The sequence below is a fragment of the Tessaracoccus bendigoensis DSM 12906 genome (assembly GCF_900141915.1).
GTDB classification, from domain to species: Bacteria; Actinomycetota; Actinomycetes; order Propionibacteriales; family Propionibacteriaceae; genus Arachnia; species Arachnia bendigoensis.
Genome location: NZ_FQZG01000009.1, coordinates 60,267 through 76,720, shown reverse-complemented (window position 1 = coordinate 76,720; position 16,454 = coordinate 60,267). Strand labels below are relative to the sequence as shown.

Genomic DNA, 16,454 nt, shown 5'->3' with positions numbered 1-16,454 from the left:
TTCACGCCGCGAGCAGTGACAGCGCGGACACAGCCTGGAGGGGTAGCAATCCGTTGCCGAGGGCGGTGATCTGTTGATTCTGCGTCAGGCCGCCGCTATCGGTGACCCATCCAGTCGGCAGGCCCATGAGCCATTCGACGAATGCCGGTGCTGGGCGGGGGCCGTCGGCGTCGTCAGGGGAGGGCTGGCGCTGACGCGTCTCCTCCCGCTCGCCGGCGGCGTCATCATTGGTGTCGGGAAGGTGCGCGGCGGCGAACCATCTCCCCACAGTTGCCGGATGCACCTGCACCTCGCGGGCAATCCGCTTGTTCGACCAGCCCGCGGCCCGCAACGCCGCAGCACGAGCCCGGCGATCAGAACGACCAGGGGTTTCATCCGAGGCTAAGGACAACTCCCGCTCATCGGCCAGAGGTTCAGAGGCAACGGACAACAACGACTTTGAGTGGACAACACCCTGCGGTCCGGCATACACCTCGGACAGCATCTCCGGGATCTCGGACAACACCTCAGGCTGCCCCGGCAACTCCTGTGGGAAGGTGCGGGTGAGGATCACGGTGAGATGGGTGATCGCCAGCAGCACCACCGGCGGTACCGCGGCCACCGAGGCAGCCAGCAGGCCGGGCACATCGGCGTCCGCAGCGACCACAGCGTGGATCGCATTCGCCGTCACCGACACCAGCGCCCCGCCGACCAGCAGCGACCAGGGATACCAGGCTGAGCGTTGCCCAGCCAGCGCCACCACCGCGACCGTCGCCACCACGATGATCCCATCAACGATCAACGGCCACGCCCACGCCTGTCCCCGGTCGACCCCGGAACGCGCCGCCAGATCGGCGAGCGCGGTAAAGCTCAGCCAGAACGCACCCAACGCGATGAACACCGTCCCCACCACTGCGGTGCGCCCCGCCCACTGCCTACCGGTCGTCTTCATCACAGCCTCCGCCCACCCATGCCTGGGTTCGGGGCGTTGGCTCGCTCGAACCAGGCGCCGCCACCGAGGCCGGGGCCACCGGCTTCGGGCGCGGGGTGCGCGATCCGGTAGGCGGAGCGCACCGTGGTGGCGATCTCGCGTTCGCCCAGCCCGGCCTGGCTGGCGGCTGCGCTGAGGACATCGAGCGCATCCGAGGCAGAGACATCACTCTCGGCCAAGCGGCACGCGGCCCAGAACAGCCCCCGGTTCCGCTCACCCTCACCACGCCCAGCGACCCAGAACGCCAGCCGGTTCATATCCGCCAACCGCACCAACCCACGACCCTGCCGCACGACCGGTCCCGGACGTGGATCGAGGAAGTCCCGCAGCCGACGCGAGTCCAGCGCAGCGGCAGGCTGGTCGCCGACATTGACGACCTCGTAGCGGATCGGGACACCGCCGACGATGCGAACCGAGGGCGACACGATGATGTACCCGCCATCACCCCGGGAGTCCACCCCAGCGCGAGCGGCCTGCCATGACCGCTGCTCGACCCCCGCCGTCGCAGCGAAGTAGGCGTGCAGGCCACCCGTCGGGGTCTCCACCAGCAGACCCCAGCCATCGACGAGCCCGGCTCGCTCGGCGCGGGCGAACGCTTGCCGCCCATCAACCGGGCCATGCACGTCCACATCCACCACGACCATCCCCGACACCGCGCCAGTCGGGACACCCAGGTTCGCCTCCGGAGTCCGCGACCACCACGCCTCGACGCGACCGATGTCGGTGGTGGCATCGTGGAACCCCCGCGTCGTGAGCGGACGCTTCCCGCGCGGCTGGCAGGGGAACACCGGCACCCCCACCTGCGCGAGATGCCGGGCCGACGCCGCCAGCGTCGAAGCACCACTGGCACGCAACAACGCCCTGGTGAAGTCGGCACGCGCAGGCATCACAACCCCCGACCCGCCACCACCGGCACCCTCGCCGCCGGCCGATGCTCCGACGGCGGCGGCACATGCAGCGCCTTCGGCTCCGCAGTGGGAACATCACGCGCAAGACCAGGCGGCGTGCCATCGGCGACCTGGAACGTGTCCAGCTGGTCGAGGATGCCCAGCGCCGTCCTCCGCACCCGCTCACCGGTCGCCTTGACGACCTCCGCCGGTTCAGCGTCCTTGACCGACGACGCCCACCCCGCCACATACGGAATCGTGTAACCACTGGTATCCAAACCGTGCGCAGCACCGACCATCAACGCCACGCTCTCGGCCTCCACCTCCCGAACACCCCGGTGCTGGCGAGCGTCCTCATCCTTGGGGTCGTGCATCAGCACATGCGCCAGCTCGTGCGCCAACGTGGCGATCTGATTGACCTCCGTCACATCGGTACGCACCGACACCTGCCGAGCCAGATAGTCGGTCAGGCCGTCCGCGCCGCCGATCCGCCCGGCATCCGGGACACGCAGCACCTCGAACCCCAACGCTTCGACCTGCATGGCCAGGCCATCCCACAGTCCCTGCGGGGCTTCGCCGTCCAGCAGCTTCGGTGCGGGTGGCTCAGGGATCGGATCGCCCTCGGTCTGCGTCACGTCCCACACATAGGCGGGCCGAGCGCCCACCATCTTCGTGCGCACTACCTCGTTGACCTTGTGCTTCTCGCGCGGACCCAAACGACGCCACGACGACGGATCACCAGGATTCGACGAGGCGAACCGGCCGGTCACCGGAGCGAAGATCATGTAACCCGGCTGGCCCTTCTGCACCTGCTGGCCAAGCTGCTGCCACTGCCGATACCCAGCCACATACGACGGCACCGGCCCGGGCACCCGGCCAGCCTCGAACGCAGCCTCGTGCTGAACCCAGATCAGCAGCGTGTTGTTGAACGAGCGCGATCGGAACCGGGCCGCGAACGCCAACGCGCGGGCCCAGTCCCGCCCGGAGACCAGCGTCTCCACCGCGCCAGTCAGCTTCTCGTGCAGCTCATCGAGCTTCGCGTCCCGCTTGGCTCGTACTTCCTCCGTCGCAGTCATCCTGGACCTTCCCTCCGCCGAGATCACCCGATCGTCGGTGACCGTGAGGTACGCCAGGAACATCAAGAAGCACGGCGGGCCAGGGGTGCGACCAAGACCGCCAGGCGACAACACGAACCTGACGAGTCCCTACCGGACTACATCACCGACCGGCTATGAGAGGCCTAGGGAAGACAGACGTCCCGAAATCGGGCACTGAACACGACGAGATCGGGTACATCAGTTGCGCCCACACGACCCTTGGCGTCGTCGGTAGGCACCCGGCGTCAGTCCGACGTACTGACGGAACAGTTCCGTGCCGTGACTTCGGCTGCGCCATCCGACCCGCCACATTGCCTCGGTGACAGTGAGGTCCGTCTCGCGCAGGTACCTTGCCAAGCGTTCGGCTCGCACCATCGTTAGGAACGCGAGCGGTGTCTTGCCAAAGGCGTCGACGAACACCCTGCCTAGCTGAGCAGCCGACAGGTGTACTTCCATGGCCAAAGCGGCGAGAGTCCATCGCCGCTCGGGTGATGTCCGCAACAGCTCAGCAACTCTGCGGGCCTCCTCCCTGATGGGAGCGAACCGTCGTTCCCTCGGCAAGGTTGGCCGGACATGACTCGGCCGGGCGGCTGATATCCGCACCGGGGACGCCTTGATGAACGGGGCAATGACGTGTGCTATGGAAAACCACAGGGCCTGCATCCGGAAGAAGTAGCGAGCAACGGGCCGCTCGGCGCTCAGCGCGACCATCTCGTCGAGCCAAGTTGTGAGTGCCTCGGCCTGCCTTTCACCGAGGCTGAGAACCTGCGCTGGCTCGGCGTAGATGGTCGCCGCGAAGTCCTGAGCATCAAGCCGATCCCGCACGAGCCCAGCGTGCTGCCAGTAGACCTGATCGATCACATAGTCCGTATCCGCATGGATCGTGGTCAAGGTGATGTGGCCCTCAGGCTCGCTTCCGCACAGGACGTTTGCTGCAAGGAGGACCACATCCCCCGTCTTCACAAGCCTTTGCCCCAACTCGCCAACGAGGAGTGCGCTACCACTACGGATCACGATGACTCTGACACAATCGAGAGCCGCGGGGCCGATGGGGCGAGAGCCGGCGTACGTGCATGCCCAAACCGGCCAGTAGTCGCTGCCGACCCGCAGTGGCTCAGACATGTAGGCAGTACCGCACCCGCAGCGGTCTACTCAGCGAGCGCCTGGTCGAGCATGGTGGTGAGGTCATCAAGGGTCTCAGGACTGATCAACTCTCCATTGAGGAAGAAGGTTGGCGTACCAGTCACGCCCAGGGCCACACCGTCGTTGAAGTCGTTGCGGATGAACTGGAGCGTGGCCTCAGAGTTGTACGCGGCGTCCCATTGCTCAAGGTCGAGGCCGAGTTCTTGGGCGTACTGGCGGAACAGGTCGTCTTTGGGTATCTGCTGTTCACCCCACTCGGTCTGGGTCTGGTACATCTTGGTGTACATCGCTTCAAGTTCTCCTTGCTGAGCGGCGGCTTCGACCGCTCTGGCCGCGCGTTCGCTGTTGAAGTGGCTGGGTAGCGGGAAGTACCGGATGACAAAGGACACTCGATCGCCGTAGGTCTGCCGGAGTTGCTCGATCGCCGGGAAGACCGCGGCGCAGGCCTCGCACTCGAAGTCCAGGAACTCTACGAAGGTCACAGTGGCATCTGGCGCGTCGTTGAGTCGGCGGGAGTCTTCGCGTACCACGAGCGCGCCGGAGGTTTCGGTGGGGACGGGTGTGGACGGCTCGACGACGGCGGCGGGCTGGCGACTGGCTTGGATGATGCCGAAGATGACCACCGAGATCACCAGCACCGCGCAGATCAAGATGATGGTTCTTCGGGCGCCACGTTCCCCTGGTTCGGGGCGTTCGTCGACGATTGGCTTCTTGGGCTTCTGATTGCTGGGCATGTAGGGCTCCTTGCCGGAAGATGTGGGTAGGACGCGTGCTGACTGGCGGCGACGCGGTGTGTGGGCAGGTCGTTTGGTTGGGGTCCTTACCCGAAGAGGGCTGGACCGTATTTGGCGAGCACCAAGGTGGTGATCGCTCCGAGCCAGAGCACGACGAGCAGGTTGTCGACTCCCAGGCGAAGCCCTTTGGTCAAGGTCTTGTGCAGGCTCGTTGGGAGGAACAGGTTGTTGTCGCGCAGGTTGACGTGGGTGAGTGATGCGAACACCAAGGTGGTGGACACAGTCACCAACAGGCACCAGGGGCACAGCGCCCCGATGACAAAAGTGGACTCAAAGAACAGCCAGTAGGCGAACACGAAGCCCAGGCCATAGACGATCTGGGCGGCGAGCATGAAGCCTCGCGGAAACCTGACGCCGGCGAGGCTGGCGACCGCGATGGTGATGACTACGGGCTCGGCCATCAGGCCGAGGAACGCGTTCGGGAATCCGAACAGTCCGGCCTGCCAGGATCTGGCGACTGCGCTGCAGTTGATGACCTCGTTGAGGTTGCATGGGAGTCCGACTTTGGGGTTGGCCGCTAGCCGGACGGCGTCGGTTGACAGGACGAAGGAGGCGTACAGGCTGAGGCAGGCCGAGAAGAGCATGGTGGAGAAGATCCACCTGTCGGTCTGTCTGAAACGGTGGATGCGCTCCAAAAGGTCGTCTGATGTGGTCAAGGTGGTTGGACCTGTCTGTCGTCGTTCGGACACACCGCAGCGCCGCGCCGAGCACCAGGACCTCGGCGTTCACCGAAAGGGCGCTCGTCTGCGCACGGGTGCGAGTTGAGTCGATCAGCAGGACAGGGCGGGTGGGCCTCGGCGTTGAAGCGGGTGATAGGGGCGACGTCCGGGGGTGGCCACCACGAGGGCCGTGACGGCAACGTGGGCAGGTACGTGGAGGGTGGCCGGCCTGGCATCACTTAGGCGTGTCCGGAGCCAGTCGCGGGCCGTCTTTGCTGCCTGGCGGGCGTAGAGTCCCACGCCGAGCCCGAGCAGCAGACTGACCAGGCCGGCGATCAAGGTGGTTGCCGAGAGCACCACAAAGGACTGCGCGAAGCGTCCGAAGTTCAGCCCTGGCAGGTAGCTGTGCTCTGGGCACAGCTCGGACTCGACCAACAGATCGAGGTGGACGCCGAACGGCGCGATCAGGGGCACCTGGGGCATGCAGGCTGTATCGGCGATGTTCACCGACCTGACACCAGCAGCGAGATTGCTCGCACCGATGAGCATCAACGCGGCGGCGCCTGCGGCGCCACGGCGTTGTGATCTCATGCTCGCTCCTCGGGTTGTCGACGAGTCTAGCTAGTGGCCGAAGCGTGCCGCTGCGCTCTGTCCGACGACGGCACTACTCGCAGCGATTGAGGGTTGACGCGAGATCACGTGCCTGATGGAGTTTGACCACCTGACCACGAAGACGCTTGCAGGAGGCCCTTTACCGCGCTCGATGAGCTGTCCCACCGGGTTTCGGCGCCCTTGCTGGTGAACGCTGCAACCCGCCGCGGGGAGAACACCTACAACACCTCCCTGCTCTGGCCGGCCACCGGCGGCGAAGTCCAGCTGTTCGACAAGGCGAATCCGGTGCCGTTCGGCGAGTATGTGCCCGACCGCTGGTTCTACCAGCGCATCGCTCCGGACCTGATCGGCCTGATCGGACGCGAGTACACTCCCGGCACCAACTCCCCGTATGTCAGCCTGAACGGGGTCGGGGTGGGATTGGCGATCTGCTTCGACGTCATCTTTGATGACGTCATCTGGCAGGGCGCCCAGGACGGGGCTCAGCTATACCTGCTCCAATCCAACAACGGCGACTTCCGCGGCACCGACGAGAACCTGCAACAGGCCGCCTTCGCCCGGATGCGAGCAATCGAAACCGGCCGAAGCGTCGTCAACGTCTCCACGACCGGCACCAGCCAAGCCTTCGCCCCCGACGGCACCCTCCTCGACGACCTTCCCGCCGACACCGCCGGCGCCCGCGTCACCACCATCCCACTACGCACCGGACTGACCCCGGCTGTCACTCTCGGCACATGGACCGCCGGCCTTCTGGCCGCGACCAGCCTGCTCGGCCTCCTGCTGCTCGGGTTCGCAGTTCGGCGCTAAAAGCTGCCACGCGCGTCCCATGTCCTCGACCCGGCCGATTCCGGCTACCGAGGGGGCTGGCGAAAGGTTCGCCCCATTCTTGGGACGAACCTGCCGACCCTAGCGGCGTAGTCGCGGTAGGCGTCGCCGTGGGCGGCGCGCAGGTAGGGCTCCTCGACCGCCCGGACTTGCACCTGGATGGCGGCGAGCAGCACGACCGTCGCCGTCAACGAGGCGATCGTCGGGGCCAGCAGGAACAACCCGACGCTTGACACAGCCATCCCGGAGAACACCGGGTTGCGCACCATCGCGAAGGTCCCATCGGTCACCATCTCGGTGTGCTCCTCCGGGTCGACGCCAACCCGCCAGGAAGCGCCCATCTCCCGCTGCGCCCGCAGCAACGTCCTCATCCCGAGCAGTGCAAGGACCAGCCCGATCCCTTCCACGATCGTGCCGCCGGGGATGGTCAGGCGTCCGATGCCGACGATCTGCGTCACCGGGCCTGCCAGTCCGAGCAGTAGCGCGACCGCGAACAGCAGCTTCCCCCACCATTGGGCGGAGCCCGCCGCACCTGCTTTGAGTCGGAACCCCGTATCTCCGTTGCGGCGCAGGTGAACCACCGCTCGAAAGCCGAACGCCAGACCGAGACCGATCAGGTACAAGGCCAGCGCGATCCAGCCGTTCAGGGCCGTCACTCCACTCGCCCGTCCAACTCGGTCTGGGTGCGGCCGGCGAGTTCCTGCCGTGGAGCAGCCGATCCTGCACGTCCGGCCGGACGGTCTTCGTGGGTGATGCCGTGGTGGTCGCGGTTGTGGTCGAACCGCAGCAGTCGCAGGGCGTTGAGGACGACGAGGATGGTCGAGCCTTCGTGGATGAACACGATCGGACCCATCGCTAGCCCGAGCAGGCTGGCCGGCACGAGGAACGCGACGATGGCGAGGGCTGCGATGAGGTTCTGCCGGATGAGCCGGGAGGTTGCTCGACCGAGTCGCACCATGAACGGTACCCGTCCGAGGTCGTCGGCCATCAGAGCGATGTCGGCGGTCTCCAGGGCGACCGCCGACCCGGCAGCGCCCATCGCGATGCCCAGGCTCGCGCTGGCCATCGCGGGGGCATCGTTCACACCGTCGCCCACCATCGCCGTGGTGCGACCACCTTCGGTGAGGTTGCGGATCGCGACCACCTTGTCCTCGGGCAACAACTCACCCATGGCCCGGTCGATCCCGACCGAGCGGCCCACGGCGTCGGCGACCGCCTGGTTGTCCCCCGAGATAAGGACCAGTTCCCCGATGCCGGACTCGCGCAGGACGTCGAGCGTCTGGCGGGCTTCGGCTTTGGGCGCGTCCATCACACCGATCACGCCGAGCACGCGGGCGCCATGGGTGACCACCATGGTGGTGCGGCCCTCGGCCTGGAGTTGATCGACCGAGGCCTTGACCTCGACCGGCAGCTCGTGATCGGCCTCGGCCATCATCCGGACGCTGCCCACCAGGACGATCTCACCATCCACCGTCGCGCGGATGCCACGGCCCGTGACGGCCTCGAGGTCGGTCGCCACGCGGCGCGCGTTCGCTCCGACCAGTTCGGTGAGATCGCGGACGATGGCAGTCGCCAACGGGTGGTCGCTCAACGTCTCGGTAGCCAGGGCGATCGCATTGAGTTCATCGACGAGGACGCCTGGTGCTGGGATGGTGTCGGTTACCGTGGGGTGTCCCCAGGTGAGGGTGCCGGTCTTGTCGAAGGCCATGGCGTCGACCTTGCCGAGAGTCTCCAGCGGGGCACCGCCCTTGACCAGGACGCCGGCGCGGCCAGCACGAGCGATCCCCGCCAGCACAGCTGCTGGGGTTGCGATCGCCAAGGCGCAGGGGCTGGCCGCGACCAGGACCAGCATCGCCCGGTAGAAGCTGTCACCGAACGGCTCGGCAGACCAGATCATCCCGACCGCCAACACCACGACCACGGCCAGGATGACCGCGGGCACATAGAACCGCTGGAACCGGTTGATGAACCGCTGGGTGGGCGATTGGGCTGTGTCAGCCTCGGTGACGAGCTTCACCACCCGCGCCAATGTGGTGTCGGCGGCCGCTGCGGTCACCACCATGTCGAACGCGCCGGGGCCGTTCACCGTCCCGGCGAAGACCCGCGAGCCACTGGAGATCGCGTCGGGATTGGCCAGGGCCTTGGCGACGTCGGGCACTGCAGCCTTCTCCACCGGGATCGACTCCCCGGTCACCGCGGACTGGTCGATCGCCGTGCTGCCGACGCTGACGAAACCATCCGCAGGTACCCGCGAGTTCGGTCGCACGACCGCGACATCGCCCACCTGAAGCTCTTCCACCGGACGCTCAACAAGCTCGTCCGGGCCGACGCGGAGCGTGGCCGTGCGGGGTGCGAGCTCGCCCAGCGCCTTGATCGAGCGAGTCGCGCGGGCCATCGCGTACTCCTCCAGGGCGTGTCCGAGGCTGAACAGGAACAACAGCACGGCACCCTCGGAGAGCCTGCCGACCGCTGCTGCACCGGCGGCGGCCACGATCATCAGGAAGTCCACTTCGAACCGGCCCCGGCGGATCGAGCCCCACGCCCCCCGCACGGTGAAGAAGCCCCCACAGAAGTAGGTCGCAAGATACAGGCCCAGCACCAGCGGTTCCGGGGCACCAAAGCCGAACTCAGCGATCAGCCCCGCGATGTAGGTCACGCCGGAGGCGATAGCGAAGTACAGCTCCCACCTGCCCTGTCCGTGGGAGTCGTCTTCGTGATCTTCATGCGCAGCACTCATGATCTATATATATCATGATGTAATGATGCATTGCCACAGATCGCTCGGAATCTGGTTGGATCAATCCAGGCCGCGTTCCGGAAGAGGGGTGGTGGTTCATGAGGTTGAATGCCAGCGAAGCCGAGCGCATCGCGGAGGTGATGGGCGGCCTGGCGACGCCGGCGCGCGTCCTGATCCTCGCTCGCCTGTTGGACTCCCCGGCCACCGTCAGTGAGCTCGTCACAGAACTGGCGATGTCGCAAGCCTCGGTCTCCAACCACCTGCGCATCCTGCGCCACCTAAACCTCGCCGCCGGCGACCGGCAGGGACGCAACGTCCTCTATCGCCTGCAGGACGACCACGTTCGAGCGATGGTCGAACAGATCCTGAACCATGCCAGTCACGACTAGAACCCTGAATGGAATCTGAGAAACTCTTAGGCTAGTCTTACCGCCGTCGAGAGGGGACGGGGTGGCTGCCAGCGAGGTTCGCGCGAAGCGATTGCCGGGAACGGCAAGGATTATCGCTCTGGCAGCTGCCGTCCTCATCGGCGCCAGCGGGTCGCTGGACCAGGGACACACGGCTCATGCCGCTGATGCGCCGTTGCCCCCCGCCTCGGCGGCAGCCGTCGCCGCTGAGCGGGCGCCCACCTTCGAGGACCTGCTGGAGAACCGCAGCAAACAACTCCAGGCAACCGCCGCTCAGGTCGACCAGGTGCGGTTCCAGTCTCTCCTCGCCAAACACGAGAAACGCGAGCGCAAAGTCGCCTCCGACATCGAGGCAGAACTCACCCGGTTGAAGGACCTCAGCAGGTTCACCTGGCCCACCAAGGGTGGCGTGGCCTCGGGATTCGGGATGCGCAAGCACCCCATCCTCGGCTCCATGCGCCTGCACAACGGCGCGGATATCGGAGGCGCGTGCGGGAACCCCATCTACGCCACTCAGTCCGGAACCGTGACCAGGGCCAACTTCAGCCGCAGCGCCGGCAACAACGTCCGGATCGACCACGGTCGTATCAAGGGCAAGAACGTCGAGACCTCCTACCTCCACATGAGCAAGTACGCCGTCAGCGCAGGCCAGAGTGTCACCAAGGGCGACGTGATCGGCTACGTCGGAACCACCGGGCTGTCCACCGCCTGCCACCTCCACCTAGCCCTCTACGAGAACGGCAAGGGTGCCGACCCTGTGCCCTACCTCGTGAAGGACTGAGCGGTGGCCATCTCCCAAGCTCGGACTTCTCCGACCACCAGTGCCGGCATCCAACCACCCCGCGACACCGGAACCTCACGTCGAGCACTGCTGGGCGGTGGATTCGCACTCGCCGGCAGCTGGCTTCTCACCGGATGCGTACCCGCGGCGAGCGACCCTGCGATTCCCGGTGGCTCGCGGTGGCCACGTGGATCGCTCACCGATCAACCCATCGTCCAGAAGACGCTGCGGGCAGCGCCTTCGATCATCGACCTCGGCGGCACGTTGGCCGAGGCCTGGGCCTACAACGACACCCTTCCCGGGATCGACCTTCGAGCCAACCCGGGCGATCTGCTGCGCCTCAACCTGGACAACCAACTCCCCAGCCCCACCACGATCCACTGGCACGGAATGCCCATTCCGAACGACGTCGATGGCGTCCCGGGACTCACGCAGAACCCGATCCAGCCAGGGCAACAGCATCTCTACGAGTTCACCGCACCCCAGCCCGGCACTTACTTCTTCCACTCGCACGTCGGAGTCCAACTGGACCGCGGCCTCTACGGGCCACTGATCGTTGATGATCCCGTAGAGCCGGGCCGTTACGACGCCGAATGGACCGTAGTCCTGGATGACTGGCTGGTCGTCGACGGTCAAACCCCTGAGGACATGTTCCGGCGCCTGAACGCCCGCCGCCCCTCGACCACCGGCACCCAGGCCGTTCAGCTGTCCTCCCGCAACGAGCCGTTCTTCGGCGACGCTGGCGACATCCCCTATCCGCTCTACCTGATCAATGGAGCAGTACCGACAGCGCCCGTAACCCACCAGGGCCGCCCCGGCGACCGTGTCCGGCTCCGCGTGATCAACGCCGCCTCGGACACGATCTTCGCCCTCGCCCTCGGCGGACATCGCCTGACCGTCACCCACACCGACGGCCACCCGGTCAAGCCGCACACCACCTCCGCGCTCTATCTCGGCATGGGCGAACGATACGACCTCCTGGTCACCCTCGGTGACGGCGTCTTCCCTCTCGTGGCCAAGCCATGGAACAAGCCCGGCCACGGCCTCGCGCTGGTACGCACCGGGTCCGGGAGCCCACCGGAACCACCGGTCCAGCTGGCCGAGTTCACAGGCCAACTCACTCAGGGGCTCGACCTGTACCCGGAGGAGTCGTCGTTGCTCCCGACCCGGCCGATCGATGCGCGCGCGACCATCGAGCTGGGCGGGCAGGCCAACCCCTACCGGTGGGTCATCAACGGTGCGCCCTTCGGCCAGAATCAACCCCTTGAAGTGGTCGACAACGACCGCCTCCTGCTCGAGGTCGTCAACACCACCACACGCGCACACCCGGTGCACCTGCATGGCCACACCTTCGCGCTGGACAACGGACTGAGGAAAGACACCCTCCTGGTTCCCCCATCCAGCACCACCGCCGTGCACCTGGATGCCACCAACCCGGGAACATGGGCACTCCACTGCCAAAACGAGTACCACACCAAAGCCGGCATGATGCTCACCATGCGCTACAAGGGCCGCTGACCCGCTCGCCGATTGCCTCCGCCAGGCCGTGTCGCCCAACTACACTGGGCGTGTCCGGACGAGGAGCGCTGATGAGGAACCGTCACCACAGCCTCTGGAGCGCTGCGCTGATGACGGTGCTGGGCGGGATCGGCCTGGCTAGCGCGGCCGGCAGTCTGGACGTGAGCGACAAGACCTGTTCCCCGCAGCTTCCGCTGCTCGCCTCCGTGGGCGTCCACCTGGACCTGTTCGCACAGGCTCGAAGCTGCCCCGAACACAGCTATCTCCCCGGCAGCAACTTCGACACCACGGTACGGCTGTGGGTGCTGGTCTCGACCTCAACCCTGGCCGCCGGCATCGTCGGCGTGCTGCTGGCGCTGGGCGCAGGACTATGGGTACGCCGCACCCTGCGGTCGGCGCGCGACTGGCTGCACCGAAGGTTCCCGACGCCGTCATTCACCAGGCCAGTCGTGGCCAAGCCTGTACTTGCGGCCGCCACCCCGCGGCCTTTCCACTCTTTCGAGCACTATCAGCCATCGCAACGTCGCGGGCCACCAGTTTCGTTCTGCTGACTAGCCCTCTTCGTTCGCCGCGCCCAGCCGGATCGCGGCACCGCTTCCGCACGCGGTTCATGCCTCCGACGCCGTGGGCGTGACGAACGAGCCATCCCGATGGCGAACTCAGCGGGCAACCCAGGTTCGCACACGACGGACTCGATGGTGTCCTTCGGCCCGCTCCGCAGTTCACCGTCCGCTGCAAATCGCGGGAGCCGTCACCATCGCTACGCAGTCATCAGGAGACTGACATGAGCAAGGATCAATCGACTCACCCAAGCGCTGGTGACGCCCGAGCGGCGCCGCGAGCCCCCATCAGGCTGAGGACCAGGACGATCGTGATGCTCCTCATCGGGGTCGCATTCATCGCTCTGTGGGTCTACCTCGGACTCCAGTTGACCCGTCCGGTACCGACGCCGGCACATTCAACGATCTCGGCAGTTCACTCCAGGTGAGCGAGATCCAGGCAGTGATCCCGAGAGGGATAGCCGACTTCGTGCGAACAGTGGCGAGTGACCATGGCGGTGAAGCGGCCTCGCACACTGTCGTCTCTGAGTTGGCCCACCAGGGCCAGCGCCGACCGCAGCCCGATCGGGCGCGCGCACGGCTCTACGCCTGCGCCGGAGTTGTCGTGAAGATACACCCCTTTGGGGCCGATACAGCACTCCTACGACGCCGGCTGCAGGTCATCACCCAACCCGGAGCAAGCCGCTTCTGGGTTCAGCCACTGCACGGCATTCCGATACTCGCGCCCGACGGACAACTCACCACGATCTGGCCACGAGTAGCCGTGCTGGCTCCCGACCACCGGCCACCGTGGACGCAGTTGGGAACCCTGCTTGCTGAGCTGCATCGCACCCGTCCCGCTGGGTCGTCATTCCCGCAGGCGGGCGTGCTTGCCCGGCTTGGCCGGGCGATTGACTATCTGCGCCGCCGTCCCTACGACGACCTGATCTGGCTGGTCGAACTCGGCGAGAACCTTGCCAGCCGGCTACGCCGGCCACAACGCACCGCGATGATCCACGGCGACCTCCACCTGGGTCAACTGGGCCGCCCCTCGCCGGCGGGCGACTGGTACCTGCTCGACCCCGACGACACGGGCGTCGGCGACCCGGCCTGGGACCTTGCGCGCCCAGCCGCGTTCTGGGCGGCAGGGTTGCTCCCTGACGAGCCCTGGACGATCCTCCTCAATGCCTATCGAGCCGCTGGCGGTCCCGCCGTGCCGCCAGCCGGCGACCCCTGGACCGACCTCGACCCACCGGCTCGCGCCGCGACCCTGATCGCGGCCGCTCGCTCTCTCCGCTCCGGCGAGTCCCCAGCCACGACCCGCGCACTGCTACAGGCGTGCCGCCGGATGCAGGACAGTTGACAGCCCCAGCAGAAACCACAGGTGCCGGCGGTTCACCGTGCCACGCCGACATCCGAGTCAGCGTCAGCGACCCGCCTCACTCCGACGCCCGGGTGCATCCGCACAAGCCACAACGGCGAGCGGGCCGGACGGCCCGCGACCGAGGCTGTCCTCGTGGTTGGCGAGCACCGCCCGCGTCGCCACCAGTCGATGAACGCAGGTCCGCGAGACTAGCTGGAAAAGAACAACCCCGCCAGGCCGCCTTTGCGATACCGACGATCACCGTGCTTGCCCCAAGCGGGGCCATAGCCGGGCGGTGGCGGTGCCTGGCTGACGAACCGGCCCTCCATCTGCGTGAGGTGCTCAAGTTCACCGAAGTCGAGGAAGAGCCCTCGACAACTTCCGCACTGCTCCAGCTGGATTCCGTTGCGCTCATAAGTTCGCATCGCGCCGTGACACTTCGGGCACACAATCGCCGCCCGCGGGGGTTCCTGCCCCGGATAGGGATCGTATGGACGCGGGTGGTTCGGATAGGTCATGCCACCAATCATGACGACCCGAGCCAAATCATCGGCCAGCTCATCGAGGCCGGGACGGAATGTGGAACGCGGGGTCTGGATGAAGACGAAACCGGCGTCTGGCTTGCACAAACGCCACGGAACAAGACGGGAGAGTTGTGTGACTCCTCCAACACCAAGTTGTGCATAGACACACCAGGGAGCCGTCGGAGAGGGTGGAACTCGAAGGGGAGTAGTTCCGTCCAGGCCCTCGGTTCGGACGCGGTGCGTCGACATGCTGGCGGTCATCCTGATCCGCCCGGCGTAGCACCTCATTTTGCGAGGCGAACGAGACCTTCGGCCACGGCCTTGACCTGGAGTGCCCAATGCCTGCTGCCCTGATCCGCCGCGTCCTGCTGTGTCTACTCGTTGCAGGCCCAGCCGTCGCCATCCGTGTGTTGGGAGTTGAGTTCTCAGCAGTGGCTGAGGTAGTCGTCTTCGGCGCGGCTGTGGTGGCAGCAGCGTTCCTTCTCGCCTGGGCCGCCGAAGCCGCCCAGAAGGACATCTCGGGCGCCCTCGCCATTGCCTTGCTGGCACTGATCGCAGTTCTCCCGGAGTATGCCGTAGACCTGTACTACGCCTACCGCTCCGGTTCCGATCCGTCCTACCTCCACTTCGCGGCCGCGAACATGACCGGCTCGAACCGGCTGCTACTCGGCTTCGGCTGGCCCCTCGTCGTGGTCGTCGCACTCGTCGTCGCGCGCCGCCAGGCACGCCGGGACGATGCACCCACCCCCAATGCGCTGGAGCTGCCTGTTGCCAGCCGACGAGACGTCGGCTTCCTCGCTATCCTCGGGCTCGTCGCGTTCGTGATCCCGCTCATCGGGAGCATCCCGCTGTGGTTCGGGGTCGGTCTCATCGTCGTGTTCGGCCTCCATCTATGGCGAGCCGCGCAGACCTACGACGCTGACCAGGAGGAGTTCGTAGGCGCGGCAGCGCTGATTGCCGGGCTTGACGCCCGACCGAGGCGCATTCTCGTCGTGGCGATGTTCCTCGTCTCCGGGGCGGTGATCCTGATCTCAGCCGAACCGTTCGCCGATGCACTAGTCGCCTCAGGCTCGGCGCTCGGCATCGACAGCTACTTTCTGGTTCAGTGGCTCGCCCCGCTAGCCTCGGAGGCCCCGGAGTTCATCATCGCGGTGATGTTCGCCGCCCGCGGCAAAGGTGTGGCTGCCATCGGCACGCTGATCGCATCCAAGGTCAACCAGTGGAGCCTGCTGGTCGGCTCACTGCCCGTGGCGCACTTCCTGGGCGGTGGACCCAGTTCGCTGGCTCTAGACAGCCGCCAAGTCGAGGAGTTCACCTTGACGGCCACCCAGACGCTGCTCGGGGTGGCAATCATCCTCGCGCTGCGGTTCCACTGGTGGTCCGCGATCGGGCTCGCCGCGCTCTTCGGCGTCCAGTTCCTCATCACTGACACCACCGGACGGTACGTGCTGAGCGCCATCCACCTCGCCCTCACCATCGGCTTCCTCGTCGCTCATCGACACAGCATCCTCCCCACACTCGTCGCGCCCTTCCACGAGCAGCCCGCAGTCGATCAAGACGAGCCGAAGACCGTTATGGACACCCACGCCTAGGATGAC

Annotated in this window: 17 protein-coding genes; 7 read left to right on the top strand and 10 right to left on the bottom strand. The window is 66.3% G+C overall.

The genetic code is table 11. The features are described from left to right. Nucleotide 1: 1 nt before the first annotated feature. From BUC15_RS03420 to BUC15_RS03390, 7 genes are all read right to left on the bottom strand, one after another. Complete coding sequence (locus BUC15_RS03420; RefSeq protein ID WP_073186140.1) at nt 2-931, bottom strand: DUF2637 domain-containing protein; 930 nt, start codon at nt 929-931, stop codon at nt 2-4. Then, nucleotides 931-1,857 (bottom strand): bifunctional DNA primase/polymerase, encoded by a 927-nt coding sequence (locus BUC15_RS03415; RefSeq protein ID WP_073186139.1) that lies wholly within the window; start codon nt 1,855-1,857, stop codon nt 931-933. The genes BUC15_RS03420 and BUC15_RS03415 overlap by 1 nt, the downstream gene beginning before the upstream one ends. Then, entirely contained in the window at nt 1,857-2,933 is a 1,077-nt protein-coding gene (locus tag BUC15_RS03410; protein ID WP_073186156.1) for an ArdC-like ssDNA-binding domain-containing protein, read from the bottom strand. The genes BUC15_RS03415 and BUC15_RS03410 overlap by 1 nt, the downstream gene beginning before the upstream one ends. 219 nt (nt 2,934-3,152) lie before the next feature. After that, on the bottom strand, nt 3,153-3,902 hold the full coding sequence (locus tag BUC15_RS03405; protein WP_245787876.1) for a helix-turn-helix domain-containing protein: 750 nt from the start codon (nt 3,900-3,902) through the stop codon (nt 3,153-3,155). A gap of 200 nt (nt 3,903-4,102) precedes the next feature. Then, nucleotides 4,103-4,831: a DsbA family protein gene (locus BUC15_RS03400; RefSeq protein WP_081683804.1), complete on the bottom strand. Its 729-nt coding sequence runs from the start codon at nt 4,829-4,831 to the stop codon at nt 4,103-4,105. Nucleotides 4,832-4,917: 86 nt separating this feature from the next. Next, nucleotides 4,918-5,547: a vitamin K epoxide reductase family protein gene (locus tag BUC15_RS03395; protein ID WP_073186155.1), complete on the bottom strand. Its 630-nt coding sequence runs from the start codon at nt 5,545-5,547 to the stop codon at nt 4,918-4,920. Nucleotides 5,548-5,661: 114 nt separating this feature from the next. Next, nucleotides 5,662-6,141, bottom strand: coding sequence for a hypothetical protein (locus tag BUC15_RS03390; protein WP_073186138.1), 480 nt, complete (start codon nt 6,139-6,141; stop codon nt 5,662-5,664). A gap of 177 nt (nt 6,142-6,318) precedes the next feature. Here BUC15_RS03390 and BUC15_RS03385 point away from each other — a divergent pair, with 177 nt between their 5' ends. After that, entirely contained in the window at nt 6,319-6,969 is a 651-nt protein-coding gene (locus BUC15_RS03385; RefSeq protein ID WP_084189325.1) for a nitrilase-related carbon-nitrogen hydrolase, read from the top strand. Between the two features lie 44 nt (nt 6,970-7,013). Here the strand turns inward: BUC15_RS03385 and BUC15_RS03380 are convergent, their stop codons facing one another. After that, a complete protein-coding gene (locus BUC15_RS03380; RefSeq protein ID WP_245787874.1) occupies nt 7,014-7,643 on the bottom strand; it encodes a methyltransferase family protein in 630 nt (209 codons plus the stop codon). After that, a complete protein-coding gene (locus tag BUC15_RS03375; protein WP_073186136.1) occupies nt 7,640-9,724 on the bottom strand; it encodes a heavy metal translocating P-type ATPase in 2,085 nt (694 codons plus the stop codon). Before BUC15_RS03375 ends, BUC15_RS03380 begins: the two co-directional genes overlap by 4 nt. 98 nt (nt 9,725-9,822) lie before the next feature. Here BUC15_RS03375 and BUC15_RS03370 point away from each other — a divergent pair, with 98 nt between their 5' ends. The 5 genes from BUC15_RS03370 (at nt 9,823) to BUC15_RS03345 (ending at nt 14,332) form a co-directional block, all read left to right on the top strand. Beyond that, nucleotides 9,823-10,113 carry an ArsR/SmtB family transcription factor gene (locus tag BUC15_RS03370; protein WP_026926296.1) on the top strand — a complete coding sequence of 97 codons (291 nt, stop codon included), beginning with the start codon at nt 9,823-9,825 and terminating at the stop codon, nt 10,111-10,113. A gap of 61 nt (nt 10,114-10,174) precedes the next feature. Continuing rightward, the gene (locus tag BUC15_RS03365) at nt 10,175-10,912 is read left to right on the top strand and encodes a M23 family metallopeptidase (RefSeq protein ID WP_073186135.1); all 738 of its coding nucleotides are present in this window, start codon (nt 10,175-10,177) and stop codon (nt 10,910-10,912) included. A 3-nt stretch (nt 10,913-10,915) separates the two neighbouring features. Next, nucleotides 10,916-12,430, top strand: coding sequence for a multicopper oxidase family protein (locus BUC15_RS03360; protein WP_232548353.1), 1,515 nt, complete (start codon nt 10,916-10,918; stop codon nt 12,428-12,430). Nucleotides 12,431-12,501: 71 nt separating this feature from the next. Further along, nucleotides 12,502-12,981, top strand: coding sequence for a hypothetical protein (locus tag BUC15_RS03355; protein WP_026926298.1), 480 nt, complete (start codon nt 12,502-12,504; stop codon nt 12,979-12,981). Between the two features lie 613 nt (nt 12,982-13,594). Beyond that, the gene (locus BUC15_RS03345; RefSeq protein ID WP_175558234.1) at nt 13,595-14,332 is read left to right on the top strand and encodes a phosphotransferase family protein; all 738 of its coding nucleotides are present in this window, start codon (nt 13,595-13,597) and stop codon (nt 14,330-14,332) included. A gap of 209 nt (nt 14,333-14,541) precedes the next feature. Here BUC15_RS03345 and BUC15_RS03340 read toward each other — a convergent pair whose 3' ends face one another. Beyond that, the gene (locus tag BUC15_RS03340; RefSeq protein ID WP_073186152.1) at nt 14,542-14,850 is read right to left on the bottom strand and encodes a TFIIB-type zinc ribbon-containing protein; all 309 of its coding nucleotides are present in this window, start codon (nt 14,848-14,850) and stop codon (nt 14,542-14,544) included. 344 nt (nt 14,851-15,194) lie between these two features. Here BUC15_RS03340 and BUC15_RS03335 point away from each other — a divergent pair, with 344 nt between their 5' ends. After that, the gene (locus BUC15_RS03335; protein WP_073186132.1) at nt 15,195-16,448 is read left to right on the top strand and encodes a sodium:proton exchanger; all 1,254 of its coding nucleotides are present in this window, start codon (nt 15,195-15,197) and stop codon (nt 16,446-16,448) included. Nucleotides 16,449-16,454: the final 6 nt, after the last annotated feature.

Excerpts from the sequence above, each read along its gene's own strand:
- BUC15_RS03420 (WP_073186140.1), bottom strand. The coding sequence starts at position 931 with ATGAAGACGACCGGTAGGCAGTGGGCGGGGCGCACCGCAGTGGTGGGG.
- BUC15_RS03415 (WP_073186139.1), bottom strand. The coding sequence starts at position 1,857 with ATGCCTGCGCGTGCCGACTTCACCAGGGCGTTGTTGCGTGCCAGTGGT.
- BUC15_RS03410 (WP_073186156.1), bottom strand. The coding sequence starts at position 2,933 with ATGACTGCGACGGAGGAAGTACGAGCCAAGCGGGACGCGAAGCTCGAT.
- BUC15_RS03400 (WP_081683804.1), bottom strand. The coding sequence starts at position 4,831 with ATGCCCAGCAATCAGAAGCCCAAGAAGCCAATCGTCGACGAACGCCCC.
- BUC15_RS03390 (WP_073186138.1), bottom strand. The coding sequence starts at position 6,141 with ATGAGATCACAACGCCGTGGCGCCGCAGGCGCCGCCGCGTTGATGCTC.
- BUC15_RS03375 (WP_073186136.1), bottom strand. The coding sequence starts at position 9,724 with ATGAGTGCTGCGCATGAAGATCACGAAGACGACTCCCACGGACAGGGC.
- BUC15_RS03370 (WP_026926296.1), top strand. The coding sequence starts at position 9,823 with ATGAGGTTGAATGCCAGCGAAGCCGAGCGCATCGCGGAGGTGATGGGC.
- BUC15_RS03355 (WP_026926298.1), top strand. The coding sequence starts at position 12,502 with ATGAGGAACCGTCACCACAGCCTCTGGAGCGCTGCGCTGATGACGGTG.
- BUC15_RS03340 (WP_073186152.1), bottom strand. The coding sequence starts at position 14,850 with ATGACCTATCCGAACCACCCGCGTCCATACGATCCCTATCCGGGGCAG.
- BUC15_RS03335 (WP_073186132.1), top strand. The coding sequence starts at position 15,195 with ATGCCTGCTGCCCTGATCCGCCGCGTCCTGCTGTGTCTACTCGTTGCA.